This window comes from Propionispira arboris (genome assembly GCF_900109225.1).
GTDB lineage: Bacteria > Bacillota > Negativicutes > Selenomonadales > Selenomonadaceae > Propionispira > Propionispira arboris.
In genome coordinates, this window is record NZ_FNZK01000004.1 from 88,034 (window position 1) to 114,213 (window position 26,180).

Here is a 26,180-nt window from a genome sequence, read left to right on the forward strand (position 1 = left end):
TTAACGAACTGTTAAACTTTTAAAAGTATACTATAAGCATGATGATCATTCAATAAAAATGGAGAGGAAAACGATTTTTATTTGATTACTATAATAAAACAGTGTAGGAGGTTTGCTAATGAAACAGCTGCTTGAGCCTGCAGTTCAAATAATGAATCGATTGAAATATGCTTATAAATTTGGCATGATTGGCTTATTGATTGTATTGCAGGCAGCTGTATTAATTTATATGCTGGTATCGGAATTAAATAAAAATATCGATTTTGCCATTCGGGAACGAGGGGGCATTGAATACGTCACCAAGCTGACGGATTTATTTAATGAGGCCCAGGCATATCGCAATATCCAGTATGATTTTTCTCATGGCAATAAAGTACCGCCGGAGGATGTGCTGGCTCAGCAAGCGAAAGTGGATGAAACGTTGGCTGCGGTGGAAGCAGTCGATAAGCAGACAGCGGGTCAAATGGATACAACTTGGAAATTGCAGATTGTACAGCAGGATTGGTTGACGCGTAAAGCAGAAACGCTGCAGTCTGATACTGGTCGCGCGCAGCTTGTATTTGATTTGGACAGCCGCTGGATTAGTGAAATAACGGATTTGATGCAGCATGTTGGTTATGAGTCAAATCTAGCTATGGATTCTGATTTTGACACATCCTATCTAGTTGATTCCGTATTGCGCAAATTACCGAAAACGGCGGAGACCGTAAGTATGGCGCAGGGACTATCTATTCAATTGTATGAGGGCAATGTTTCTTCGACTAGCCGAAACCAAATACTGCAAGTTGCGGGGTTGATGCGTTCTAGTTTGGAACAGACAACAGGCGCAGCCAATAAGGTATTTCGTCATAATCCGAAAATAAAGTTTGAGTTGGAAAAATTACAGACTCCAGTTACTGAATTAGTGCCGATTTTTGCTTGGAATATTGAGCAAAAAACAGTTGGACAGCAGGGGTTGCCGGTTCCTAAGCAATTATTGACTACGATGGGAAAGCATTCGATTGAAAATATTGAGGCATTACATAAAGCGGAATTAGTTGCTATTGATCAGGAACTTGTTTTACGGATCAACCAATATTTACAATATCGAAACCTCGTAATCGTCTTTATTGTAGGCATCTTGTTGTTGGTTTGTTATCTTTTCATGGGCTTTGATATGTCAGTTCGTAAAGCTGTGTATCAGTTGTCAAAGGTCATGGCGAAGGTTGGAAATGGGGATTTAAGTGTTCGCGGTGAGATTTATTCACACGATGAGATGGGAGCACTGACCCATTCAATTAACAATACATTGGATTCTTTGCAGAAAATGTATGAAGAAGTACAAGAATCTCATCTAAAGTTGGAAGAATGGAACCAAAAATTAGAGCAGAACATTGCAGCACGAACTGCATCTTTGCGAAACCTTCTTGATCATGCAGGACAGGGGTTTCTCTCTTTTGGTGAAGATCTATTGGTTAGTGGACAATATAGTGCAGAGTGTACAACGATTTTCGCTCGGGAAATTGTGGGAGAATCAGTACCAGCGTTAATTTACCCCAATGATCGTGACCAACAGGTGTTCTTAGAGGCTATCTTTAAAAAGATTTTGGCTGAGAAAAACGAGTCTTTGCAAAACCCGTATTTTTCTTTGTTACCGGAAGAAATTGTCTTGGACAGTAGTTATATCGGGATGGCTTATAAATTGATTGACAATAAACAGGATACCAAAGAGCGCAGCATTATGCTGATTCTTACCGATTTGACATTGCAAAAGACAATGGAAGATAACGTGCAGAAGGAACACGATATTTTGGCGATGATTGTGCATGTAGTAACGCATTCAGCTGATTTTTTTGCCGCCGTTAGTCAATATACAGATTTTTGTCAAGAAGGAATGCCGAGCTTGCTGAATGAGAAAAAGACAGCAAATGATATACTAGCAGCCATATTTCGGATGGTACATACCTTTAAAGGTACATTTGGACAATTACATATGGCAAATATCATGGGGAAATTGCACGATATGGAGAGTATTCTGGCGAAAATTCGTTCCAAAGAACTTATGCAATTAGATAGCAAAGAGCTGAAAGAAAAGCTTAATGATTTTACATCATACGTTATGATTAACTGGCTCGAGGCAGACTTGAATTTGTTAAAAGAAAAACTGGGTGATGAATTTTTTCAGCAGGAAAATATGCTGATTGTTGATAATCAGCGATTGCTGGAAATCGAGGAGAAAGTAAAAAGAATCTTACCTTACGATGAATGCAATGTACTTTTGCCGGATTTACATCGGCTGCGATATCAGTCAATCAAAAAATTATTGCAGTCCTATCCGGAATATGTCACGTCTTTAGCTGAACGAAATGAGAAGGCTATCCAGTCTTTTGATATTGAAGGCAGTGATACACTTGTCGATCCTTTGCGATATAATGATTTTATAAAATCATTGGGTCATGTTTTTCGCAATTCCATCACGCATGGATTGGAGTCGTTTGAAGAGAGAGCGGAAAAAGGTAAGGATGAAATTGGTAAAATAACCTGTGCCATTAAAGAAAATTCATTGGGAATGACGATTGTTATATCCGATGATGGAGCTGGAATGAATCCTGATCATATTCGCGAGGCTGCTGTCAAAAAAGGCATCTGTAGCGCAGAAGAAGCCCAGCGTATGGATGATACAGCGAGCATCATGTTGATCTTTGCAGATGGGTTTTCAGAGTCTAAAGATGTTAGTGAACTAGCCGGTCGTGGTGTTGGTCTTTCGGCAGTACGAGCGGAAGTGGAAAAATTGAATGGATCGGTGCAAGTTAATACAGTATGGGGTAAAGGTACGCAATTTGAATTTTTCTTACCATTTACACAAATTGAAGAACATCAATCTTATTCCATCAGACAGCTGGGAAATCCTCTGGTGCGGGCAACAGAAGCTTTGCTTAAGCAAAATACTGGGCTGCAGTTGAATAATTGCACATATATAGAATCTGCTGATGGCGGAAAATTAAAACTGCGCCAAGTGACCACGTTCTTAGGGATAAATGGAATAGGTAATTGTCGAATGGTGTTAAGCGCGGATCAGTCGGTTGTAAAATATTTAGCCGATGAGTATCCGCTGGAAGAAGCTAGTGACGGGACACCGGGGCAAAAACTTGAAACGATCTTATCGTATTATGCGAAGCAAATATTTGCGGATGCACTCAAAGAAGTACCAGAGTGGGTTGGGGTTGTTACAACAAAAGCCCTGGTTAGTATTGTGGCGGAAGATGCTTCAGCGAAGTATCCTCAGTCGGAAACACCAACTTGGCTGCTTGATACGGATTTGGGGAAAATTACGTTAAGTTTAGTATTTTAATGCTAATAAAAATATGTAAAATTAAGAGGGGAAGATTAACATGGCACGGATTATGATTGTTGATGACTCTATGATGATGAGAAACACATTGCGCAGAATACTTGAAAAAGCAGGACATGCGGTGGTTGAAGAAGCAGTAAATGGTCAACAGGCGATTGACAATTACCCAAAATGTCTGCCGGATTTAGTAACGATGGATATCACAATGCCAGGATTAAGTGGAATTGATGCCCTAAAGGGGATTTTAGAGTATGATCCACAGGCAAATATTATAGCGGTAAGTGCCTTAGGTCAAAAGCATATCGTTTTTGAAGCTTTGCAAAATGGGGCAAAAAATTATGTTTTAAAGCCAATTCATGAAGATAAATTATTATCGGTTCTGGAAATGGTATTGGAGCAGAACGGTTTTGCCGAATCGCATTGATTTTGTGAAATGCAAGCTTGTTATACATGTTTCTTAAAGGAAGAGAGGGCGATATAGTATGCTAAATCAGTATTTCGGACATTATTTATTAAATAAAGGAATTCTGAACAATGTTCAGCTGCGTGAGGTATTAGATGCTGAACGGAGTGTTAAGGTTAAACTAGGTCTGCTTGCTGTTAACGTTGGGGTGATGACTGCGGCACAAGTTGAAGATATTCATAATTTGCAGCGGACAAGAGATCAAAGATTTGGTGACTTGGCAGTAGCGATGGGGTTTCTGACAAGTGTGCAGGTCGACCAGTTATTGACTTCACAGCAAGAAGGACATCTTAGTATTATGCAAGCCATAACCGACAAAAATTATATGACATTGAGCGCGGTCGAAACTGCATTAAGTGATTTTCGTGAGGAATATGGCATAACTACAAGCGATGCAGAGACGGAAGATGAAACAGAAATTATTAAGAAATTGGTGGACTTTTCCTCAGCCGCTGATAAAGCGGATTTACTATATAATTATGTGGGCTTGATAAAGCGTAATGCAGTCCGGTTCTTAGATGATCCGTCTTTCATTTTTATACAAAATAGTACAGGTAAAGCAGCGCAGTCAAAATGGTTCGTTTCGCAGCAGATCATTGGAGATATCACTTTGTCGGCGGGCTTCCTCATGGAAGAATCTGTTCTTTTAGAAATTGCAGCTCGTTTTTATGGTGAGAAACTTACGCGCGTTGATGAACTGGCGTTGGATAGTGTGGGCGAATTTTTGAATGTTAATAATGGTGTTTTTTGCAGTTCCTTATCTGATCGCGGACTTATGACGGATTTACAACCGCCGGTTGTTATTAAGCAAGATGGTGAGATAGACAAAGCTGTCAATTATCGTGTAAACACAGCCACTTCTTTTGGTGATTTTGAAATTATATTATCTTTGGCGTAAAAAGGTAGTGTATGAAATAAACAAAAATGTTGAAGTAAGCAAAAATAAAATTGCTTGCTTCAACATTTTTTTGCCTGAAAATAGAGTATGCAGTGAAAATCCTTCGATATGGGTTGTATTTAGAGGCGTTGAATCATATTATTTTTTTAGCTGCATGCCGATTTGCAGAAGGCGGCAGGTGCGCTCTGTGGCATTTTCAAGAAGTGTTTTTGCATTTTTCATACAGTTTTCTAGTGTCATTGGGGCGGGCGGGACACTTGTGATAGCCGAAATACCTTGCTGTAAAACTTCTTCGGCACCGTTTCCTAGTGCACCGGAAAGACAAATAACAGGGATGTGGTATTTTTTTGCGCATTGCGCAATTCCCACGGGAGCTTTACCATGAGCCGTTTGAAAATCTGTATGTCCTTCACCAGTAATAATCAAATCGGCATTTTTAATGAGGTTATCAAAATGAAGTGCGGCAAGGATAAGCTCTATGCCATTTTTCATTTTTCCTGAAGTAAATAGAATAAGCCCCGCACCCAATCCACCGGCAGCACCACTGCCAGTCATGCTGTTGACATCTATACCGACATCTCGTTTCGCAATTTCATTATAGTGGGCAAGTGCAGCATCTAATTCTTTGACTATGGCTGGTGTGGCACCTTTTTGCGGACCGTAAACGACAGAGGCACCTTTTTCGCCGCAAAGCGGGTTGTTGACATCACTGGCAATGAGGATTTCTGTATGGATAAGCCGGCTATCTAGTTTTTGCATATCTATATGATCGAGCTTGGCAAGTGCTGCTCCGCCTTTAGCTAAAACTTGATTCGCAGCGTCAAAAAAACGGACCCCCAAGGCTGAAGCCATGCCAGCACCACCATCGTTTGTGGCACTGCCGCCTATACCAATGATGATACGGTCTGCTCCTTGATCAAGTGCAGCTTTGATTAGCTGTCCGGTTCCATATGTACTGGCTAAGCGGACATTGCGGTCTTTTTCTGCTATTAATAAAAGTCCAGAGGCTGTCGCCATTTCAATGACGGCAGTACTGTCGTCGCCAAGTATTCCCCAGAGCGCTTTAACTGGTTTGCCAAGTGGATTTTCTACGATTGTTTCGATAAATTTCCCTTTGGTTGCAGTAATAAGCGCTTCAACGGTACCTTCACCACCGTCAGCTATAGGAATTTTATCTATTTTAGCTGTAGGAAATACACGTTTAATACCTATGATCATAGCGGTGGCCACTTCACTGGCGGTGAGACTTCCTTTGAATGAATCTGGCGCTGTAATAATATGCATGATATTTACCCCTTTTTCTATAAAATTTTTTTCATAAGATGATTGTTTTATAGGAACCGTTAATAATAAGAAGCAAAATTTATGCCAACTGAAAAGGAGAATAAATCGAGGGTGTCTGGTTTTGATTTTTTAGCTATACCACAGTATAATGCTACAAATGTTTAAATTGTGCATCAATTGTAGTGATCTTATGTATAGCGTTTTTTGATTTCAATTTTATATGTCTTGAGTTTGCGATAGAGGGTACTGCGATCCATAGATAATTGGTTGGCAGCTTTTGAAATGTTAGCGTGATTATCGGCAATTGCTTGTATGATTGTTTCTTTTTCACTGCGTTCAGGTAGTGGCGTAGTGGATTTTACAAAGTCACTATTTTCACAAATATCGGTACGGTCATCCCAATATTTTTCCAGAATGGCAGCATTGATATGGAATTCTTTGGTGATAATAACCAAGCGTTCAATGAAGTAACGCAGTTCGCGAATGTTGCCTGGCCAATTATAATTTTCGAGTAATACGGTTGCTGAACGATCTAATTCGTGTGGGCGCTGATGCTTCACTGTGTAGTGCTGCAGAAAATGCTGGGTGAGGTATAAAATATCACCAGTGCGCTGCCGCAGGGGAGGAATCGTAACCGTAAGAACTTTGAGTCGATAGAAAAGATCCTGACGGAAAACACCTTCGCTGACTAGTTTTGTAAGTTTTTTATTTGTTGCGGCGATAATACGTATGTCAATCGGAATATATTTGTCATCACCAAGCCGCATAACTTGGCGCTCTTGTAATACCCGTAACAACCGGCTTTGTCCATACGGAGCCATTTCTGAAATTTCATCGAGAAAAATTGTACCACGGTGAGCCATTTCGAAGAGTCCTTGTTTTCCTTTGTGTCGTGCTCCAGTAAAGGCGCCATCAACATAACCGAAAAGTTCGCTTTCTAAAAGATTTGTTGGCAGTGCTGCACAATTGATGGCAACAAATGGACCGTGGGCACGGTTGCTGGCGTTGTGTATGCTTTGCGCAAATAATTCTTTACCCGTGCCTGATTCGCCAAAAATCAATACGGTCGTATCAACACTGGCAAATTCTTCAGCGGTTCGTTTTGCTTCAAAAACTTGAGGGGATTCACCTAAGATATCGTTGAAGTGGTATTTGGCAATGAATTTTTTTGTCAGAACTTCGTTACGAATTTTGATTTCCATTTCTTGGATTTGAGTGACATCCTGGGATGTAATTGCGGCACCTATGATTTTTTGTTTGACGATGATGGGTAAAAAGTTGAAGTTAATCCAGAAAGGACCGATTTTAAGAATTTTGTCGATGATTTTCTGTCCGTTTTTTAGGCAGTCGTCAATAAATGGCAGGCATTCTTGTAACAGATGATGATGCTTAAATTCGTCGATTCTTTTCCCTGTGAGTTCTTTTTGTGATTGCCGTAAAAATATTTCGGCGGCAGAATTGACGAACTGAATGTTTTTTTCTTGGTTAACGCATATAATACCTTCCCTCAGAGAATTTACGATTGTACGGAATTCTTCGGTGCGTTTCCGTTCGCTGCTGCGGGCCAAAAGGATTTTTTGAGCAGATTTGAAGGCTTCGCGCAAAGAACAATCTCCTGATTGGACAAGCTGGGTGAGAAATCCACAACTTGCTGCATAACTAACAGCATTTGCGCCACCCATTAAAACATCTGTGTTTTTTAATGAGATATGATCGATTGTTTTATGGATGTCTTCAGAAGTTTTAAGTTTTAAAACACGCAAATCAATGTCGAGAATGTTGGATAAACGAATAATGTCATTTGCCATATTTTCGAAGGCAAGATAGGTCAGCCGGGGATGAGGATGGTGGACCAGTTTTTTTGCTTCATAAAATGCCTGTGCCAGATCTTGACCTGTGATCATGATTTCAACGATAGGAATGCTGATTTTGGCATTTAAGAGAAGAAATGCTGTGCCATAACGTGAAATGATAGCATCTACATCGGTATTTTCTAAAGAACGAGCAAGACTGACGGCATCATTCAGTTGAGAAAAATAAAAATCAGTATATTCATAACAGCCAAGTTCCATAGCAATCTGTTTACTGTTTTTTAATAGGATTTGATCGGGAGCGATAAATGCAATTTTTGCCATACAGAGACCTTCTTTCATTTGTTCCCTATATCTTATCATTTTTAGACTACGAAGGAAAAGCAAAAATACATCAAATGTTATATAAATGCTTCAATTGTAGTATATGTGCTACAATTTTTAGCGAAATTTACAGAATACAACCTTTAAATTCGCCAATTCTGTGTTGGCATGGAAAATGCAATATAAAGAATCAGGCAAGACAAGATGGCGTATCATATAATATAGTTTTAAGATTTTTTGCCATATCATTTTTTTAATCTATAAAATAAGGGAGATCAATTATGAATACAAAAAAAGAACAGATAGCACGCTGCATAAAGGTTTCTGCTGAAGATAATGTCGCTATTGTTGTGAATGAAGGTGGGCTGCCAAAAGGGACAATTTTTGATTTCGGGCTTGAGCTGAAAGATGATATTCCACAGGGGCATAAGGTGGTTTTGCGAGATATTAAAAAAGATGAAGAAATTATTCGCTATAACCAGGTGATCGGGTATGCCAATAAAGATCTTTCAGCAGGAAATTGGGTGAATGAATTTATGATGAGTTTGCCAACGCCACCGGACTTAGACACGTTACTTTTGCAAAACACAGTACAGACACAAATAGAACCTATGGAGAAAGAGTATTTTTTTTCTGGGTATCGTAATAAGGATGGCACCGCAGGTATACGTAATATTTTGGGGATTTTGCCTAGTGTGCAGTGTGCTGTGGGTGTCTTGAATAAAGCAGTTGAGAAATTAAAACAAGATATTTTACACAAATATCCGCATGTGGATGATATTGTGGTTTTAGCTCATAGTTATGGCTGCGGCGTGGCAATTCATGCGCCAGAAGCGAAAGTGCCTATTCGCGCTTTGCAAAATCTGGCAACTCATCCGAATTTAGGGGGCGAGCTGCTTATTGTCGGACTGGGCTGTGAGAAATTGCAGCCGGAACAGCTTATTGCCCAAGGAACGCATCCCGAAGTAATTGTACTACAAGAGGAACATGGCTATCAAAACATGATACAGAGTATTGTCGAGGCAGCAGAAAAATGCCTAAAACGATTGGAGAAACGACGTCGAGTTTCCTGTCCGTTATCAGATCTTGCTGTTGGTTTGCAATGCGGGGGGAGCGATTCTTTTTCTGGTATTACGGCGAATCCGGCTATCGGTTATGCAGCGGATCTATTGGTTCGGTGTGGTGCTTCGGTAATGTTTTCGGAAGTTACGGAAGTTCGTGATGGTATTCATCTTTTGCTGCCACGGGCGGCAAATCAAGCAGTGGGGCAGCGTCTTATTGAGGAAATGCGGTGGTATGATACATATCTTGAACTCGGTGGTGCTGATCGAAGTGCAAATCCTGCACCAGGAAACAAAAAAGGCGGGTTGGCAAATATTGTAGAAAAGGCGTTAGGATCTATTGCCAAATCGGGATCCATGCCGATTTCGGATGTGCTTGCCCCAGGCGAAAAGGTCAGGGGCAAAGGTCTTATTTATGCGGCGACACCAGCAAGTGATTTTGTTTGTGGTACGATGCAGCTTGCATCCGGCATGCATTTGCAGGTGTTCAGTACGGGGCGTGGAACAACATATGGTTTGGCTCTGGCACCTGTATTAAAAGTTTCAACACGAAATGAGCTTAAGCAGAAGTGGCAAGACATTATTGATATTAATGCTGGTCGTATTGCAACGGGCGAGGCGACAATAGAAGAAGTCGGCAAAGAAATTTTCGAGCTTATTATTGAGATCGCTAGTGGAAAAAAAGAATCTTGGGCGGAACATTGGAAACTGTACAACGATCTTTGCCTTTTTAATCCGGCACCAATCACTTGATACTGCAGGAAAATGTAAAATCAGATAACAATAAATTTTGTAGAAAAGAGGAGCGAATATTATGCTGGAAATAAAAGGTGTTGTACCACCATTAATTACGCCACTGGATGAAAATGAAAGACTGGATGAAAAAGGGCTGCGTCGATTGATTGATTATGTTATAAAAGGGGGGGTCCATGGAGTTTTTGTTATTGGCAGTACTGGAGAATTTTATGGCTTGAGCTTTGAAGATAAAAAAAGAGCTGTTGAAATTACGATGGATGAGGTAAATGGGCGTATTCCAGTTTATGTTGGAGCTAGCGCGATTACGACACGGGAGTGCATTCATCTGGCTGAAATGGCAAAATATTATGAAGCTGCTGCCATTACGGTACTTACGCCAATGTTTATTACGCCAAATGAAAAAGAATTATATGATCATTTTGTCACAATTGCCAAAGCGGTCAATATTCCCAATGTTGTTTATAATAATCCAGAGCGTACGGGAGTGAATATGTCCGCCGGGCTTGTAGAACGGTTAGCTGATATTGAAAATATTGTGGCGGCTAAAGATACAAGTGGTGATATGACGCTTACTTCAGAATATATTCGCCGAACAAGAAATAAAAATTTCAGTATTATGGCTGGTCGAGATACGATGATTCTGGCTACGCTGGTTTATGGTGGTACGGGTTGTGTTGCTGGCACTGCTAATGTTGTACCTAAGCTTGTTGTTGAAATTTATGACAAGTTTATGGCGGGTGATATGCAGGGAGCACTGGATGCGCAATTTAGACTTTCTCTGTTTCGCAATGCTTATAGTTTAGGAAGTTTTCCTGTAGTACCAAAGGATGCGCTCAATATACTTGGCGTAAATGTCGGACATCCGATACGTCCGATTCAGCATATGACGGAAGAAAATCAAACAAAACTACGCAAAATACTTGTACAAATTGGTGCAATAGAGAAATAAGGAGGACTTTGACATGAAAATAGGTTTTATTGGTTTGGGAATTATGGGGAAACCGATGAGTAAGAATCTTATCAAAGCAGGTTATCAATTGGTCGTATCAAATCACAATCCTGTTGCCGCTGCGGAATTAGAAAAACTTGGCGCCGAAGTTGTTGAAACACCGCGAGAAGTTGCTGCGTTAACCGATGTTATCATTACGATGCTGCCAAATTCACCCCAGGTAAAAGAAGTTGTGCTGGGGGAAAACGGGCTTAAAGAAGGTGCAAAAAGAGGCAGTGTCCTCATTGATATGAGTTCGATTGCACCACTGGCAAGCTGCGATATTTTTGCAGAACTTGAAAAAATTGGTGTGGATATGCTTGATGCACCGGTCAGCGGTGGCGAACCAAAAGCCATTGATGGTACGATTTCCGTTATGGTTGGTGGAAAACAAGTGATTTTTGATAAGTATTATGACATTTTAAAAACGATGGCTGGCTCGGTTGTTCGTACTGGAGAAATTGGGGCGGGCAATGCAGCAAAGCTCGCAAATCAAATTATAGTTGCTGTTAATATCGCTGGCATGAGTGAAGCCCTTGTTCTTGCCAGCAAAATTGGCGTAGAGCCGGAACTGGTCTATCAGGCAATTCGGGGCGGCTTGGCGGGAAGTACGGTATTGGATGCGAAAGCACCACTTATCATGGATCGTAAATTTGATCCTGGATTTAAAATTAAACTTCATATAAAAGATCTTAAAAATGTGTTGGAAACATCTCATGAAGTAGGTGTGTCGCTCCCACTTACGGCAAGTGTAATGGAAATTATGCAAGCCGTACGGGCGGATGGATTAGAAGAAGGCGATCATAGCAGTATTGTAAAATATTATGAAAAGCTGGCTCATGTGGAAGTCAAACGATAAGTAAATCTATAGGGTAATGCAGATGAAGCGCTTTGTCGGCATTACCTTCCAATATTAACTGAATTATCATAATAAATAGAAAATTATTACTCAACTCATGCATGGGGACCGGTATACTTCCAGCTGCTAGATTTAGGATAAAAATGAATACGCAAAAATAAGTAATTGGAGTGATCAGAATGTTTTCGGATAATACTATGACCACAAGCCCTTTAAAGGCGAAAAAGACAAATGTTCGTTGGATAATCGTTGCTATTCTTTTTGCTATTACCGCCATAAACTATGCAGATCGGGCAACAATTTCTATTGCAGGTTCGGCAATACAGCATGATTTGGGACTTACGAGTATCCAGATGGGATATATTTTTTCTGCTTTTGGCTGGGCTTATGTTATTGCACAATTACCGGGTGGGTGGTTGCTTGATCGGTATGGTTCTAAAAAGGTATATGCCATTGGATTGGTTTTTTGGTCTGTTTCTGTTATGCTGCAGGGATTCTCGGCATTTTTTGCGGGTATTACCGCAGCGGTCGTTCTTTTCTCTTTTCGCTATCTAATGGCTACGTTTGAAGCTCCGTCTTTTCCGGCGAATGCCCGTATTGTTGCCGCATGGTTTCCGAAACAGGAACGTGGTACAGCATCCTCTATTTTTAATGCGGCACAATATTTTGCAACCGTTATTTTTGCACCGCTTATGGGTTGGATCGTGCATTATTTCGGTTGGCATTATGTCTTTTTTGTTATGGGCGCGATAGGCTTGGTTATGTTAATTTTTTGGCTGAAGTTTATTCATGATCCCAAAGAACATCCTATGGCCAATAAAGCCGAAGTTGATTATATCGAAGAAGGCGGCGGCTTAGTCAGCATGGATATGGGGAAAAAAGATAAAACTGCGAAACAAAAGGGACCCAATTTTAATCTTATTAAACAGTTGCTGATGAATCGGATGTTTGTTGGGATATACCTAGCACAATACTGTATCAATGCAATGACGTTTTTCTTTATTAGTTGGTTTCCAGTCTATCTTGTCCAAGCCAGAGGAATGGATATACTTCATGCCGGTTTTGCAGCGGCTATTCCGGCTTTATGCGGTTTTAGCGGAGGTATCTTTGGCGGTGTATTTTCTGATTTTTTATTGCGAAAAGGTTATTCACTTTCGTTGGCACGTAAATTTCCGATTGTCGGCGGGATGATAATGAGTATGGCGATGATCGGCTGTAACTATGTCGATTCGATTCCGCTGGTTATTTTGTTTATGTCCTTATCTTTTTTTGGCAAAGCTTTTGGTGCTTTAGGCTGGGCTGTTGGGTCGGACACTTTTCCTAAAGAAATTTCGGGGCTTGCCGGAGGGCTTTTTAATATGTGCGGTAATCTTTCAAGCATTACGACGCCTATCGTTATTGGCTATATTGTAGCAGTAACCGGGTCTTTTGAATGGGCACTTGTATTTACAGTGGCACATGGTTTTGTTGCAGCATTTTGTTATCTGTTCTTAGTTGGTGATATCCACCGTGTTGAATTAAAAGCAGTTAAGGAATAAAGGAAACTTTGTTCCTTGGACGAAAATTTAAAATAATAGTACATAATAATGGTATTTTACAATACGTTAGGGGGATTTATGTATGAATGATACACCTGTGGTAAAAGAAATGAAGGTTATTCCTGTAGCGGGGCATGACAGTATGCTGTTGAATTTGTGTGGTGCACATGCACCGATTTTTACGCGGAATATTGTTATCATCAAAGATAATCAGGGAAATACCGGAGTTGGTGAAGTTCCTGGCGGCGAAGGGATAAGGCTGACACTGGAAAAATCAATTGGTCTGGTTGAAGGCAAATCCATTGGGCGGTATCATGATATTCTTAAGATGATTCGACAGGTTATTCTTGGCGAAGGTTTTACTAAAATAAAGACTACGGTTCATAAGGTAACCTCGGCTGCAGAAGCTGCTGTACTGCAACAACCGCATGAAATTAATTTGCGAACTGATAATGTAATTACGGCTATTGAAGCAGCACTACTGGATTTATTGGGACAATATCTTAATGTGTCCGTTGCAGATCTTTTAGGTGATGGGCGTCAGCGTGATGAAGTCCGTATGCTGGGATATCTTTTCTATGTAGGCAATCAAAAAAAGACGAATTTAAATTATCTTTCTGCAGGTTACAGTAAAGATGAATGGTATCAAATTCGTCATGAGGAGACGTTGACACCACAAATGGTTGTGCGGCAGGCTCAAGCGGCATCGCTGAAGTACGGTTTTCAGGATTTTAAATTAAAGGGCGGCGTTATGAGTGGAGAAAAAGAAATAGAAGCGATTGCGGCATTAAAAAAAGCGTTTCCTCAGGCGAGAATCACGCTTGATCCGAACGGATCATGGCTATTGGATGATGCTGTTAAACTTTGTAAAGGGCGCTCTGATATTCTCGCTTATGCGGAAGATCCTTGTGGACCGGAAAATGGTTATTCAGGGCGGGAAATTATGGCTGAATTCAAAAGGGCAACGGGTTTGGCAACTGCAACGAATATGATTGCAACGGACTGGCGCCAGCTTGGACATTCTATTTCTTTGCAGTCTGTGGATATTCCTCTGGCCGATCCACATTTTTGGACTATGCAGGGGGCGGTTCGTGTGGCACAGATTTGCCATGAATGGGGACTGACGTGGGGATCACATTCCAATAACCATTTTGATATATCACTCGCCATGTTTACGCAGGTGGCAGCGGCAGCTCCTGGTCTGATTACTGCTATCGATACACACTGGATTTGGCAGGAAGGTCAGGAACATCTTACAAAGGAACCACCGAAAATCGTTGGTGGAACAGTCAAAGTTCCAGATAAGCCTGGATTGGGAATTGATATTGATATGGAACAAGTGGAAAAAGCAAATAATCTGTATGAAAAATATGGCAAGGGTGCACGCAATGATACTATGGCGATGCAATATCTTGTAGCAGACTGGAAATATGATCCAAAGAAGCCAGCATTTATGCATGATTTATAAAGTTTATTTCTTAAAAGCAAAGGAGATATGATATATATGAAAATCAGCAGTAAAGATAGTTCTCCAATTATCACGGAGATGCAGGTTATTCCCGTAGCGGGACATGATAGTATGCTGCTCAATCTTAGTGGTGCCCATGGTGCATTTTTTACGCGGAATATCGTAATCTTGAAAGATAGTATCGGGCATATCGGGGCAGGTGAAGTTCCTGGCGGAGAAAAGATACGCAGTACGATTGAGGATGCAAAAGAACTTGTTATCGGTAGGCCTATTGCCCGCTATAACCATATTCTCAATGAAATAAGAGCGGCTTTTAAAGACCGCGATGCTGAGGGACGCGGTGTACAAACGTTTGATTTGCGTACAATGATTCATGCAGTTACGGCTGTAGAAGCAGCCTGCCTTGATCTTCTGGGGCAATATCTTGGCGTGCCAGTTGCTGAACTGCTTGGGACAGGAAAGCAGCGTGATGAAGTCGAATTCTTGGGATACCTTTTCTTTATTGGTGATCGCAAAAAAACGGATTTACCCTATTTAAGTGAAGAATCCGAAAAAGATGATTGGCTTCGTATCCGCCATGAAGAAGCATTGACGCCAGAAACGGTGGTCCGTCTTGGGCAAGCGGCAGCGAATCGATATGGTTTTAAAAACTTCAAACTGAAAGGCGGCGTATTAAGTGGAGATAGGGAAATCGAAGCGGTCACTGCTTTAAAGAAAACGTTCCCTGATTCACGGATTACGCTTGATCCGAATGGAGCATGGTCGCTGGATGAAGCTATACGTTTGTGCAAAAACAAGAGCAACATTCTTACATATGCTGAGGATCCCTGTGGGGCGGAAAATGGCTATTCCGGACGTGAAATTATGTCGGAGTTTAGGAAGAGCACTGGACTGGCAACAGCAACGAATATGATTGCTACAGATTGGCGACAACTCAGCCATGCTGTTATGCTGCAATCTGTTGATATTCCGCTTGCTGATCCGCATTTTTGGACGATGCAGGGAGCAGTGAGAGTGGCACAGCTTTGTCATGAATGGGGACTTACCTGGGGTTCACATTCTAATAATCATTTTGATATTTCCTTAGCTATGATTGCACAAACCGGGGCTGCAGCTCCCGGCGAGATTACGGCACTTGATACGCATTGGATTTGGCAGGAACACACGGAGCATTTGACGAAAGAGCCTATGCAGATTATTGATGGGAAAATTAAAGTGACAGATCAACCTGGCCTCGGTATTGAAATAGATATGGGTAAAATTGAACAGGCACATGAACTTTATCAGAAACATAATCTTGGAGCACGTGATGATGCCAAGACGATGCAGTACCTTATTCCAAATTGGCAATATGATCCTAAGTGCCCCTGCCTTGTTCGGTGATGCAACGAGATAAATAATTTAATCTGCTTTATAAATTGAAAAAAGTCCTCAGTTCATATGAACAAAATTTAGCTTGTATAATAATAAACTGCCTGATGAATCGAATAATTCATCAGGCAGTTTATTTATGGGGGATTATGGAGTTATTCAAATATGTTCGTCAAAGCGTAGACACTTAGTGATGTGGACTTATGACATTTGGGGATGATAATCTGCTTTGATTTGTACGAATAAGACAACGAAAACAAATAGAAACAGGAGTGAGGTGACCCAGAAAATAGAGGAAATCCCAAAGAAGATGGAAAAGAGTCCGGCACATAGTGGGCCTAAAACGTTGCCCATTAGAGCAGCACCACCAGTTATACCATAAGCGGCTCCACGTTTTGCTTCAGGAATCAGATACGTCACAATAGTATTGGCACTTGGGATCATGGCTCCGATACATAACCCATTGACGGCACGCATGATTCCTAGCGTGAAGATACTGTTTGCTGCAAGCTGACCGATAAAAGTAATGGCGCATAAGATTGATGCTATGGTAAGAATCCGACGATGGGAATAATGTTTGCTGATAAAACCCATACTGGCAGAGGCTAAAGCACTGGTTACACCGCCAATGGCAATGATTGTGCCTGAAATACTGGCCAAACTGCCTGTATTGGATACCATACCTTGAATATAAATCGGCAAGATTGGTCCGATGCTTTGCATAGCAAATTGTGCTAAGAATAAAACCATCAGCATGACTTTTAAATCACCTAAAGAACAAATATAATGAAGAGTTTCTTTGATGGAAGTTTGTTCGTTTTTGGGTGCTGGTGTGAAAGCTTCTGAAATGGCAAAACGAACAATCACTAATGTGAGTAAACACAGGCAGCCAAAAATAACAAAGGGTACACGATAGCCAAACAAATCGGCAATGATACCGCCGATCATTGGCCCAACGGCACCACCGACAATGAGTGCTGTTTGAAACATACCCACAATGAATGGGATCTTTTCTTTTGGTGCCATACTGATGCCGAGTGCGGTTGCAGCAGCGACAAAACCACCGCAAAGACCTTGAAATATGCGTAAGGCTAAAAGCTGATAGACGTTGGTTACAAACGCCATTACAATCATAATCAGCCCAAAGATAAGCAATACTTTTTCAACCATTGGTTTGCGACCTTTGCGATCGGCCATAGCCCCCCAATATGGATTCGAAAGTGCGGCAAAAAATGAAGTAGCACCCATGAGAATTCCGGCCCAGAGACCTAAAGAGGATGTATTGGTGACACCAAGCTGCGTTATATAAAGGGGTAAAAATGCAACGACACCAGTGATTGCACTCATACCGATAAATTGTGCTGCCCACATAATATAAAAAGAACGTTTCCATTGTGATTGATTTGTGTTATTTATAGACATAGTATACCTTCTTTAAAAATAAATTATAAAAAATCAATTTTTTTACTTGAAACTATTGATGATTCTTTGAAAGTATAGCACAATAAGAAGTATGGTAAAACTAGCAAAAAAGTATATGTAATATATAAAATCGGAATACAAATGGGGGAAGTATATGGAATTTAAAGATATGCATTCATTTTATGCAGTCGTGGAGGAAGGTAATATCAGCCATGCAGCAAAACGTTTGGACATTGCGCAACCGGCCCTCAGTAAACAAATGAAAAAACTGGAGGAATCTCTGGGGGTTCAACTTTTTGAACGCGGCAGCCGCAGAATCAGGCTTACGGAGGCTGGACGAATTCTTTATACAAGAGTTGAGCAAATATTAGGTATGGTAGATGGAACAGTCAATGAAATTACGGCGATTGGCTCAGGCGTAATGGGATCGTTAATGATTGGTACGGTGACGACCTCTGGTGCTACGCTTTTGCCTGGATTGATTAAAGAATTCCATAAACGGTATCCCAAAGTTACATTTCAATTATGGGAAGGAGAAGGCGCTCGCATTTTAGAACTTTTGGATAATCGGATCATTGAGATTGGTATCACGCGCACGCATGTTGATCCTAAGATTTATGAGTCCATTACACTTACCAACGAGCCACTGGTTATGGTTATGCAGAAAAATTTGTGCTGCTGTGGGAAACGTGTGGATCGGGTAAGTCTGCGGGAACTTAAAGATCAGCCACTCATTATTCCTCTGCGTTGGAAGACAATTTTTTTAGCACAATGTAGTACCTTGGGTTTTGTACCGAATATTGTTTGTGTGAGTGACGGGATTTTGCAAAATATTTTATGGACGAAAATGGGAATTGGTATGGCCTTGGTGCCGAAGTCTACTGAGGAATTGTTGACGGAAGATAATCTTGTATATAAAGCGATTGTTGATCCGGTGATTTCGACGCAAACTGTAGTAGCTTGGTTGAAAAATCGTACATTGTCGCATAGCGGACAGCATTTTTTGACACTATTTAAAGAAATGTTTCATTAATACAATGGATAAAATAGCCAAATGAGATCGTAGTGAAAAAATATTATATATGGAAAATGAAAAGAGTGGAGATGTTGTTATGGATTTTGAATTTAAAATAGGGATGAAAGAAACTGCACAAGATGTGGTAGCTGAGCAAAATACGGCAGTTTTTATGGGTAGCGGAAGTTTACCGGTATACGCGACGCCGGCAATGCTTGCACTTATAGAAAAAGCTAGTGCGCTTTTGGCACAAAAAACTCTCCCGGAGTTGATGTCTACAGTCGGTATTTTGCTGAATGTAAAGCATATTGCCGCAACACCTGTGGGGATGAAGGTGCGTGTAGAGAGTGAACTTATTCTTGTAGAAGGTCGAAAACTGACTTTTAAAGTCACAGCTTTTGATGAAAAAGAAAAAATTGCCGAAGGAATCCATGAGCGCTTCGTTATTAAAAAAGAGCCTTTTTTGCAAAAAGCAGAGGCGAAATTGTATTGATAAATAAAAAATGTAGATTTTGAACACAAAAAAGACGAGCCATAATTCATTATGACTCGTCGTCTGTTTAAAAACTGGTCGGGATGACAGGATTCGAACCTGCGACCTCATCGTCCCGAACGATGCGCGCTACCAAACTGTGCTACATCCCGATTAACACACTACATATTATATTGCGTTTAGTAGAAAAAATCAAGTAATTTATACATATTTTTACAGATGAGTTTCAATAGCTTTTCCGATGATTTGCATGCCGGCAGTTATTTCTTGCAGCCGAATGGTGGCAAAACTGATTCGAATATGTTGATCTGAGGTTTGGCGAGGGAAAAAAGGGGATCCTTCTGTTAGCAGAACCCCGTTTTGAAAAGCGAGTTCCACGATGCTTTTTGCTGAGACATTTTGTGGCAATGTAAACCAGATCGATAGACCGCCATTGGGCTTGATGAAATGAACATCTTTCGGCAGGTATTTTGCAATAGCTTGCAGGGTAAATTCAAATTGTATTTGGTAGGTTTGTTTGATTTCGGCAAGGTGCTTTTGCCAGATGCCTTGGCGCAGATATAAATCAAATGCTCTTTGGGTAAGACCAGATGTCGATATATCGGATAGATGCTTTACATTTAATAATTTGGCAGCAAAGACTTTTGGCATTGTTAAAAAAGCCAGGCGGAGTCCCGGCATAAATATTTTTGAAAAGCTCTTGAGATAGATGACACGGTCGTCACGATCAAGGGCTTTGAGTGGTGCTAAAACGTCTTTGCTATAGGATAAATCACTGATATAATCATCTTCCAAAATAAAAACATTATAATATCTTGCAAGTCCCATTAAGCGGTTTCGTTTGGCAATTGAATAGGAAATTCCTGTAGGATTTTGGATGTTTGGCATAACGTAAATTAGTTTTGGGCGAAACTGGCGGAGCTTTTTTTCGAGGTCATCGATATCAATACCGTCTACTTCTAAATTAATATCAATGATTTTGGCTCCGCGTGAGCGAAAAGCGTCGATTGCGCCGGGGTACGTTGGTCTTTCAGTGAAAACATAATCACCATAATTCAATAAAGCTCGGGCAACGATATCGATACCTTGTTGGGCGCCGGAAATAATTTGTACGGTATCGGGTGTTGTCTTCACACCGCTTTTGTTGAAATGTGCGGCAATGGATTCACGCAATGGATAAAAGCCTTGGCTCTCTTGATAGCTGAAGGCGTAACCTTGATCGCGGTCGAGGACTTCAATAAGGACCTGCTTAAATTTTTCGACGGAAACAATATCTGGATTTAGCGAGATACTAGACATATTTATCATGGCAGAATCAAACGGTGATAAAGTTTCGGGATCATCGATTTTTCGGTCATTGATCTCTAGGGGCTGTTCCTCATCAATTGAGGTATTCGATTCTGCGACATAACTGCCACTGCCGGAACGTGAAAAAATATAGCCATTTTTTTCAAGTTCTTTATAAGCACTAACGACTGTTCCGGCATTAATATTTAAAAATGCGGCAAATTTTCGTATGGGCGGTAAAAGGTAACCAGGTGCAAGACGACCAAGTTTAATATATTCACAAAGCTGATTGTATAGTTGTACATACAGTGCCTCTTTACTATTTTTTGCTAATTGTATTGATACAAAATCAATGAAATTATTTTCCATCTTGTATATTACACCTCACTTTGCTAGAATAAGAGAAATTTAAGGCCGATCAGTTATTTTTGTATCGGTACAATTTTATTTTAACAAATACAAAGTAATATAACAATAGGAAAAGAGGAATAATTTTATGGGAAACAGATATGAATTAAATAAAAACTTGGCACAAATGCTTAAAGGCGGTGTCATTATGGATGTGACAAACGTACAACAGGCTAAGATTGCAGAAGCAGCTGGCGCAGTAGCTGTTATGGCACTGGAACGTGTTCCGGCAGATATCCGTAAAGAAGGTGGTGTTGCCCGTATGTCAGATCCTAAAATGATCCGTGAAATTCAGGCTGCTGTATCGATTCCGGTTATGGCAAAAGCAAGAATTGGTCATTTTGTTGAAGCACAGATATTAGAAGCACTTGGTATTGATTATATTGATGAATCAGAAGTACTGACTCCGGCAGATGATGTGAATCATATTGATAAGGCTGCCTTTAAAATTCCTTTTGTCTGCGGGGCACGTAATTTAGGGGAAGCGCTGCGCCGTATTGGTGAAGGAGCAGCAATGATTCGTACGAAGGGCGAAGCTGGTACAGGCAATGTAGTGGAAGCAGTCCGTCATATGCGTACGATGGTGAATGATATGCGCCGTGTACAAGCTGCTTCGCAAATGGAACTTATGACAATTGCCAAAGAATATGGTGCACCATTTGACCTGATACAATATGTGCATACAAACGGGAAACTCCCTGTTGTGAATTTTGCTGCTGGCGGGATTGCAACCCCGGCGGATGCGGCACTAATGATGCAGCTTGGCGTAGATGGTGTATTTGTCGGTTCAGGTATCTTCAAATCAGGTGATCCGGAAAAACGTGCGAAAGCAATTGTTGAAGCAACAACTTATTATAATGATCCAGTTAAACTCGCCGTGATTTCGGAAGATCTTGGTGAAGCAATGGTGGGGATTGAAATTGATACGCTCGCACCACAGGAACATCTGGCAAACAGGGGCTGGTAAATATGTATAAAGTTGGTGTACTGGCGATTCAAGGCGCTGTGTCAGAGCATATTGCCTGTCTGGATCGTTTGCCTGATGTTGAAGGTCTTGCCGTTAAGACAATGGCTGAAATCAATCAAGTTGATGGACTTATACTGCCCGGAGGAGAATCTACAGCGATGGGGAAAATCCTTGGTTATTATAATATGTTGGAACCGCTTCGCACTAAGATAGCCAATGGATTGCCTGTTTGGGGGACTTGTGCTGGTCTTATTCTGTTGGCAAAAGAAATAACAGGACAGCCAGTGCGCTATTTTTCAACGATGGATATTACCGTTCGTCGTAATGGCTACGGCAGTCAGCTTGATAGCTTTGAAACAACTGTTTCGTTACCGAACGTTTCGCATGGCAATATACCGCTCGTTTTTATTCGAGCACCTTATATTGAGAAAGTTGGGGAATCTGTGGAAGTTTTAGCCAAGATACAGGGGCGCATTGTAGCAGCCGCGCAGAATAATATGTTGGTGACTTCGTTTCATCCGGAACTTACGACTGATTTGAGTTTTCATCGGTATTTTTTCGAACATTTTATTCAAAATCGAGCGGCGAAATAAATATTTTTTTATATTTTAAGAAGATTTATAGGTATAAGGCACTAGATAGGTACAATATTTTTGTCCTAACTAGTGTCTTTTTGTTTGTAAAAAACAAAAAGAAAATTCTAATAAATTTATCTTTATAAGAGAAAAAACGATTAAACCAATGAAAATAATAGAATAAATACTAAATTTTCAGAATAATATATTATAAAGCTTGTTTTTGTCTTTATTTAAGCGAATATAAAGAATATTTGCTATTGAAAGAAAAAAATAAATCTATATAATAGAGATATAAACAAAAACGATAAAAAAAGATAAAAATAAAACATAATACATAAAGTATCGAACACAAAGGGACATACTTAAAGTGCGTATTCTTAAATTTTATATAAAAGAAACATAGGGGGAGTCACACATGAAAAAGAAGTTAATCTTTAGTGCAGCGGTTATAGGGGCATTGGGTCTGTCGAACGTTGCGATGGCGGCACAGGCAAATCCATTTGCCAGCGTACCGAAAGATCATTGGGCCTATTCTGCGGTGGAAAAGTTAGTGCAGGATGGTCTGGTTGATGGTTATGGTGATAGCGATTTCCGTGGAGAAAAAGCGATTACCCGTTATGAAATGGCAGAACTTGTAGCCAAAGCAATGTCGAATGTGGATAAAGCAGATGATGCCAACAAAGCATCTTTGGATCGCCTGTCAAAAGAATATTCAAGTGAACTGGATAATATGGGAGTGCGCCTCAAAAAAGTTGAAGATAAAATGTCTTCGTTTAAATGGTATGGTGATGCACGTTTTCGTTATTATGAAAATAAAGATAATAAAATAAAAGATACGAATGATGGTCATACGTCAAAGGCTAGTCAGTTTGAAGAACGTGTACGTTTGGGGATTTATGCTGAACCCGGGAAAAATTTATCCATTAACGGGCGTATCAAATATGAAAATCAAATTAATGTGAAAAATGGCTGGGGCGGCAACAATCAGAACTTTAATTCTTGGGATAACAGCTATCGGGATCAGGGCGCATTCAGACTTGATAAATTCAGTTTGGACTGGGACCATGCGAATACAAAAGTTTCGCTTGGCCGTGTTGAACTGAATTTGGGACAGGGCCTTCTTTGGTGGGAAAATCAGATTGATGGTATCTATGCTACACATAAATTTGGCAATAATGTGACAGCTTCGGCTGGCTGGGGTGACATGGCAGCCGAAGGCTGGCAGGATTCCAATATGGGAGCATTTATGGCAAATGTTGACGTTACTACAAGTGCTGCTACCCATGTTACGCTGGCTCATTTAAAAACGAATGGAACATTGAAAAATCATTCTACAGAATATCAAAATAAATGGATTGATGTAGGTGGAACTTGGACTCAAATGCCTGTGCTTACGGACGTATGGACGGACCAGGCATATGCATTTGATCAATATGCATTGGGCTTTAATTCACAAATTAGCAAAAAGGTTAATTTGATTGCTGAATATGTGAAGAATAATGCAGAATCTGCTGATCAAAATCATGGCTATTGGACGAGATTGACATATGGCAATCAAGTTTGGAGTCAGGCGAAAACATGGAAAGTGTATGCTGAATACATGAGTCTTGGCAATGCAGCAATTGATTCTAAATATTGGGGGCATAGACTTAACGTAGCTGGTGGGAATGGTTACAATGGTGATGGCGATAAAGGCTGGGGTATTGGTGCAAGTTATATGCTGGCTAGCAATACAAATTTAGAATTAACTTATTATAAAATGCAGCCGTATGATAGTGGAAAATCCGGCTTTAGCAAATATGATGATATAGCATATGCAGCTGTTACCGTTAGCTTCTAAATTAAAAATTTAAATTTATTTCGTAGATTCGTTTGAACAAGGCAGGTGGATTTACGAACATTGGTAGATGTATATTATTCAAAACAAATATATGAGGTGAAGACATGAAAAAAAACAAATTAGCTTCGCTGGTGCTTTCTGCGATTATGACAGGTACTCTTATTTTTGGTGCAACCGATGCAGAAGCTGCAATTCAGGTGAATCCGATCGATGGTATTCGTTCTGATTTTATTAAGGGCGCAGATATATCAATGCTCAAAGAAATCGAATTAAAAAATGGTAAATTTTATGATCAGGGTGTAGAAAAAGACTGCTTAGATATTTTGCAGCAGCATGGCATTAATTGGGTTCGTTTACGGATCTGGAATAATCCGATCGTGAATGGTGTTGAAGTGGGCGGCGGCAATACGGATGAAGCAAAGGCTTTGGAAATTGCGGCAAGAGCAAAAGCAAGAGGCATGAAAGTTTTACTTGATTTCCATTACAGTGATTTCTGGGCTGATCCGGGTAAACAAAATAAACCAGCAGCCTGGGCGAATCATAATGCAAAACAACTGCAAAAAGATGTTTATGACTATACGAGCAAGGTTATGAAAGACTTTACGGCAAAAGGTATTGCACCGGATATGGTGCAAATTGGGAATGAACTTAATAATGGTATGCTGTGGCCGGAAGGGAAACCTGTGTCACCGGAAGGTTATAAAAATCTTGCGGGGATGATCGGTCAAGGCTTGAAAGCAGTTCATGATAATGACCCAAATCACCGGGTTAAGTTGATGGTTCATTTGGCAAATGGTGGCGATAATGCATTGTACCGCAGCTTTTTTGACTCTTTAATTGTGACGAATAAAGTGAATGATTTCGATGTAATTGGCTTATCTTATTACCCATTCTGGCATGGTAAAATGGAACAGCTTGAAAATAATATGAATGATATTAGCGGTCGCTATAATAAAGATGTTGTTGTAGTAGAAACAGCATTCGGCTTTACAAATGATGGCTTTGATGCACAGAAAAATGTTTACGGACCGACGGAAGAACGAATTGGTGGTTACAAGAGCACTGTTCAAGGGCAGGCGACCGGGCTTCGGAATGTTATGGAAGCTGTAAGTAAAGTAAATAATAAACGCGGTATGGGTATCTTTTATTGGGAACCAGATTGGATTCCGACCCCTGGCGCTGGCTGGAAACATGGCGAGGGCAATGAATGGGAAAATCTTGCGATGTTTGATTTCAAAGGTAATGCTTTAGAATCTTTAGATGTCTTTAATCTTGTGTCTGCGAAAGATAATAAATTTGTACAGGCTGCGATTAAAGCGTTGGAACCGGCTGATGTAGTGGGGAATATAGGAAAACCAACTGAATTGCCACAAACGGTTAGTGCGGTTTATACAGATGATTCCACGAAAGACCTCCCAGTTATTTGGAATACGGCAGCACCAGTTTATGATGCTGTTGGGAATTATCGTGTCAGTGGCAGTGTTGCTGGCAGTGATATTAAGGCGATAGCTAAAGTGACTGTGATCAATAAAGTAAATCTTGTTAAAAATGGCAACTTTGAAACAGGTGATTTAAATCAATGGACAGTTAAAGGCGATATGAGTGCGGTGAATAACTCTAATTCTGCTGGTGATGTCCGTGATAAGAGTGCCATGCATTATTGGGCAGATAAAGCTTTTTCCTTTACGGCAACACAAACTATTACTGGTTTGAAAAATGGGAAATATACGTTGTCGGTTTGGACGCAAGGCGGCGGTGGTGAAAAAACTGTGCAACTGTTTGCAGATCAATTTGGCGGTGCAAAAGTAATGACACCGATTACCAACGATGGCTGGAATAAATGGCATCAATGGACAATTAAGGACATTGATGTTACGAATGGACAAATTACAATTGGTGTCGACAATCAAGCAAATGCAGGTAATTGGGGCTCCATTGATGATGTGGAATTGTATGTTCAAGAATAAAGCTCTTTGATTTCAATTGATAGGCAATAAAACATCTATCTCAGCTGGGTT

The 26,180-nt window shown here is 40.5% G+C and carries 19 protein-coding genes and 1 tRNA gene; 15 read left to right on the top strand and 5 right to left on the bottom strand.

Translation table 11 applies throughout. From position 1 onward, the window contains the following. Positions 1-118 precede the first annotated feature (118 nt). Genes BMY14_RS05270 through BMY14_RS05280 form a run of 3 tightly spaced genes read left to right on the top strand, consistent with a single transcriptional unit; the run spans position 119 to position 4,692 of the window. Positions 119-3,331, top strand: a complete 3,213-nt coding sequence (locus tag BMY14_RS05270; protein ID WP_091829851.1) for an ATP-binding protein — start codon at positions 119-121, stop codon at positions 3,329-3,331. A gap of 40 nt (positions 3,332-3,371) precedes the next feature. Next, complete coding sequence (locus tag BMY14_RS05275; RefSeq protein WP_019552442.1) at positions 3,372-3,755, top strand: response regulator; 384 nt, start codon at positions 3,372-3,374, stop codon at positions 3,753-3,755. A 58-nt stretch (positions 3,756-3,813) separates the two neighbouring features. After that, on the top strand, positions 3,814-4,692 hold the full coding sequence (locus BMY14_RS05280; RefSeq protein ID WP_091829853.1) for a chemotaxis protein CheX: 879 nt from the start codon (positions 3,814-3,816) through the stop codon (positions 4,690-4,692). A 138-nt stretch (positions 4,693-4,830) separates the two neighbouring features. Here BMY14_RS05280 and BMY14_RS05285 read toward each other — a convergent pair whose 3' ends face one another. Together BMY14_RS05285 and BMY14_RS05290 are read right to left on the bottom strand one after the other, a co-directional pair. After that, positions 4,831-5,976, bottom strand: a complete 1,146-nt coding sequence (locus tag BMY14_RS05285; protein WP_091829855.1) for a glycerate kinase family protein — start codon at positions 5,974-5,976, stop codon at positions 4,831-4,833. 188 nt (positions 5,977-6,164) lie between these two features. Next, entirely contained in the window at positions 6,165-8,111 is a 1,947-nt protein-coding gene (locus tag BMY14_RS05290; protein WP_091829857.1) for a sigma 54-interacting transcriptional regulator, read from the bottom strand. Between the two features lie 281 nt (positions 8,112-8,392). Here BMY14_RS05290 and garD point away from each other — a divergent pair, with 281 nt between their 5' ends. From garD to BMY14_RS05320, 6 genes are all read left to right on the top strand, one after another. Continuing rightward, positions 8,393-9,925, top strand: a complete 1,533-nt coding sequence (gene garD, locus BMY14_RS05295; protein ID WP_091829859.1) for a galactarate dehydratase — start codon at positions 8,393-8,395, stop codon at positions 9,923-9,925. 61 nt (positions 9,926-9,986) lie between these two features. Next, complete coding sequence (dapA, locus tag BMY14_RS05300; RefSeq protein WP_091829861.1) at positions 9,987-10,877, top strand: 4-hydroxy-tetrahydrodipicolinate synthase; 891 nt, start codon at positions 9,987-9,989, stop codon at positions 10,875-10,877. A 13-nt stretch (positions 10,878-10,890) separates the two neighbouring features. Continuing rightward, entirely contained in the window at positions 10,891-11,775 is an 885-nt protein-coding gene (garR, locus tag BMY14_RS05305) for a 2-hydroxy-3-oxopropionate reductase (RefSeq protein ID WP_091829863.1), read from the top strand. Positions 11,776-11,954: 179 nt separating this feature from the next. Then, positions 11,955-13,313 carry an MFS transporter gene (locus tag BMY14_RS05310; protein WP_091829865.1) on the top strand — a complete coding sequence of 453 codons (1,359 nt, stop codon included), beginning with the start codon at positions 11,955-11,957 and terminating at the stop codon, positions 13,311-13,313. An 82-nt stretch (positions 13,314-13,395) separates the two neighbouring features. Beyond that, complete coding sequence (locus BMY14_RS05315; RefSeq protein ID WP_091829867.1) at positions 13,396-14,781, top strand: enolase C-terminal domain-like protein; 1,386 nt, start codon at positions 13,396-13,398, stop codon at positions 14,779-14,781. Positions 14,782-14,817: 36 nt separating this feature from the next. After that, a complete protein-coding gene (locus BMY14_RS05320; RefSeq protein WP_091829869.1) occupies positions 14,818-16,164 on the top strand; it encodes an enolase C-terminal domain-like protein in 1,347 nt (448 codons plus the stop codon). A gap of 189 nt (positions 16,165-16,353) precedes the next feature. On the opposite strand, the gene BMY14_RS05325 is transcribed toward BMY14_RS05320, so the two are convergent. Beyond that, positions 16,354-17,574, bottom strand: a complete 1,221-nt coding sequence (locus tag BMY14_RS05325) for an MFS transporter (protein WP_091829871.1) — start codon at positions 17,572-17,574, stop codon at positions 16,354-16,356. A gap of 154 nt (positions 17,575-17,728) precedes the next feature. Here BMY14_RS05325 and BMY14_RS05330 point away from each other — a divergent pair, with 154 nt between their 5' ends. Together BMY14_RS05330 and BMY14_RS05335 are read left to right on the top strand one after the other, a co-directional pair. Next, positions 17,729-18,607: a LysR family transcriptional regulator gene (locus BMY14_RS05330; protein ID WP_091829873.1), complete on the top strand. Its 879-nt coding sequence runs from the start codon at positions 17,729-17,731 to the stop codon at positions 18,605-18,607. Positions 18,608-18,686: 79 nt separating this feature from the next. After that, a complete protein-coding gene (locus BMY14_RS05335; protein ID WP_091829875.1) occupies positions 18,687-19,082 on the top strand; it encodes a thioesterase family protein in 396 nt (131 codons plus the stop codon). Between the two features lie 75 nt (positions 19,083-19,157). Here the strand turns inward: BMY14_RS05335 and BMY14_RS05340 are convergent. Together BMY14_RS05340 and pdxR are read right to left on the bottom strand one after the other, a co-directional pair. Next, positions 19,158-19,234 (bottom strand) — tRNA-Pro (locus BMY14_RS05340). A gap of 61 nt (positions 19,235-19,295) precedes the next feature. Further along, positions 19,296-20,738: a MocR-like pyridoxine biosynthesis transcription factor PdxR gene (pdxR, locus tag BMY14_RS05345; RefSeq protein WP_091829877.1), complete on the bottom strand. Its 1,443-nt coding sequence runs from the start codon at positions 20,736-20,738 to the stop codon at positions 19,296-19,298. Positions 20,739-20,865: 127 nt separating this feature from the next. Here pdxR and pdxS point away from each other — a divergent pair, with 127 nt between their 5' ends. The 4 genes from pdxS to BMY14_RS05365 all read left to right on the top strand — a co-directional run bounded on the left by pdxS (position 20,866) and on the right by BMY14_RS05365 (position 26,129). Next, the gene (gene pdxS, locus BMY14_RS05350; protein WP_091829879.1) at positions 20,866-21,744 is read left to right on the top strand and encodes a pyridoxal 5'-phosphate synthase lyase subunit PdxS; all 879 of its coding nucleotides are present in this window, start codon (positions 20,866-20,868) and stop codon (positions 21,742-21,744) included. 2 nt (positions 21,745-21,746) lie between these two features. After that, positions 21,747-22,337, top strand: a complete 591-nt coding sequence (pdxT, locus tag BMY14_RS05355) for a pyridoxal 5'-phosphate synthase glutaminase subunit PdxT (RefSeq protein WP_091829881.1) — start codon at positions 21,747-21,749, stop codon at positions 22,335-22,337. 400 nt (positions 22,338-22,737) lie between these two features. Continuing rightward, a complete protein-coding gene (locus BMY14_RS05360) occupies positions 22,738-24,162 on the top strand; it encodes an S-layer homology domain-containing protein (RefSeq protein WP_091829883.1) in 1,425 nt (474 codons plus the stop codon). 104 nt (positions 24,163-24,266) lie between these two features. Next, positions 24,267-26,129: a glycosyl hydrolase 53 family protein gene (locus tag BMY14_RS05365; RefSeq protein ID WP_091829886.1), complete on the top strand. Its 1,863-nt coding sequence runs from the start codon at positions 24,267-24,269 to the stop codon at positions 26,127-26,129. Positions 26,130-26,180: the final 51 nt, after the last annotated feature.

What these genes read in the sequence shown, in the direction of transcription:
- BMY14_RS05275 (WP_019552442.1), top strand. Translation starts at nt 3,372, where the DNA reads ATGGCACGGATTATGATTGTTGATGACTCTATGATGATGAGAAACACA.
- dapA (WP_091829861.1), top strand. Translation starts at nt 9,987, where the DNA reads ATGCTGGAAATAAAAGGTGTTGTACCACCATTAATTACGCCACTGGAT.
- BMY14_RS05360 (WP_091829883.1), top strand. Translation starts at nt 22,738, where the DNA reads ATGAAAAAGAAGTTAATCTTTAGTGCAGCGGTTATAGGGGCATTGGGT.
- BMY14_RS05320 (WP_091829869.1), top strand. Translation starts at nt 14,818, where the DNA reads ATGAAAATCAGCAGTAAAGATAGTTCTCCAATTATCACGGAGATGCAG.
- garR (WP_091829863.1), top strand. Translation starts at nt 10,891, where the DNA reads ATGAAAATAGGTTTTATTGGTTTGGGAATTATGGGGAAACCGATGAGT.
- BMY14_RS05325 (WP_091829871.1), bottom strand. Translation starts at nt 17,574, where the DNA reads ATGTCTATAAATAACACAAATCAATCACAATGGAAACGTTCTTTTTAT.
- BMY14_RS05285 (WP_091829855.1), bottom strand. Translation starts at nt 5,976, where the DNA reads ATGCATATTATTACAGCGCCAGATTCATTCAAAGGAAGTCTCACCGCC.
- BMY14_RS05365 (WP_091829886.1), top strand. Translation starts at nt 24,267, where the DNA reads ATGAAAAAAAACAAATTAGCTTCGCTGGTGCTTTCTGCGATTATGACA.
- pdxS (WP_091829879.1), top strand. Translation starts at nt 20,866, where the DNA reads ATGGGAAACAGATATGAATTAAATAAAAACTTGGCACAAATGCTTAAA.
- BMY14_RS05310 (WP_091829865.1), top strand. Translation starts at nt 11,955, where the DNA reads ATGTTTTCGGATAATACTATGACCACAAGCCCTTTAAAGGCGAAAAAG.
- BMY14_RS05335 (WP_091829875.1), top strand. Translation starts at nt 18,687, where the DNA reads ATGGATTTTGAATTTAAAATAGGGATGAAAGAAACTGCACAAGATGTG.
- BMY14_RS05290 (WP_091829857.1), bottom strand. Translation starts at nt 8,111, where the DNA reads ATGGCAAAAATTGCATTTATCGCTCCCGATCAAATCCTATTAAAAAAC.
- BMY14_RS05270 (WP_091829851.1), top strand. Translation starts at nt 119, where the DNA reads ATGAAACAGCTGCTTGAGCCTGCAGTTCAAATAATGAATCGATTGAAA.
- BMY14_RS05280 (WP_091829853.1), top strand. Translation starts at nt 3,814, where the DNA reads ATGCTAAATCAGTATTTCGGACATTATTTATTAAATAAAGGAATTCTG.
- BMY14_RS05330 (WP_091829873.1), top strand. Translation starts at nt 17,729, where the DNA reads ATGGAATTTAAAGATATGCATTCATTTTATGCAGTCGTGGAGGAAGGT.
- pdxT (WP_091829881.1), top strand. Translation starts at nt 21,747, where the DNA reads ATGTATAAAGTTGGTGTACTGGCGATTCAAGGCGCTGTGTCAGAGCAT.
- garD (WP_091829859.1), top strand. Translation starts at nt 8,393, where the DNA reads ATGAATACAAAAAAAGAACAGATAGCACGCTGCATAAAGGTTTCTGCT.
- BMY14_RS05315 (WP_091829867.1), top strand. Translation starts at nt 13,396, where the DNA reads ATGAATGATACACCTGTGGTAAAAGAAATGAAGGTTATTCCTGTAGCG.
- pdxR (WP_091829877.1), bottom strand. Translation starts at nt 20,738, where the DNA reads ATGGAAAATAATTTCATTGATTTTGTATCAATACAATTAGCAAAAAAT.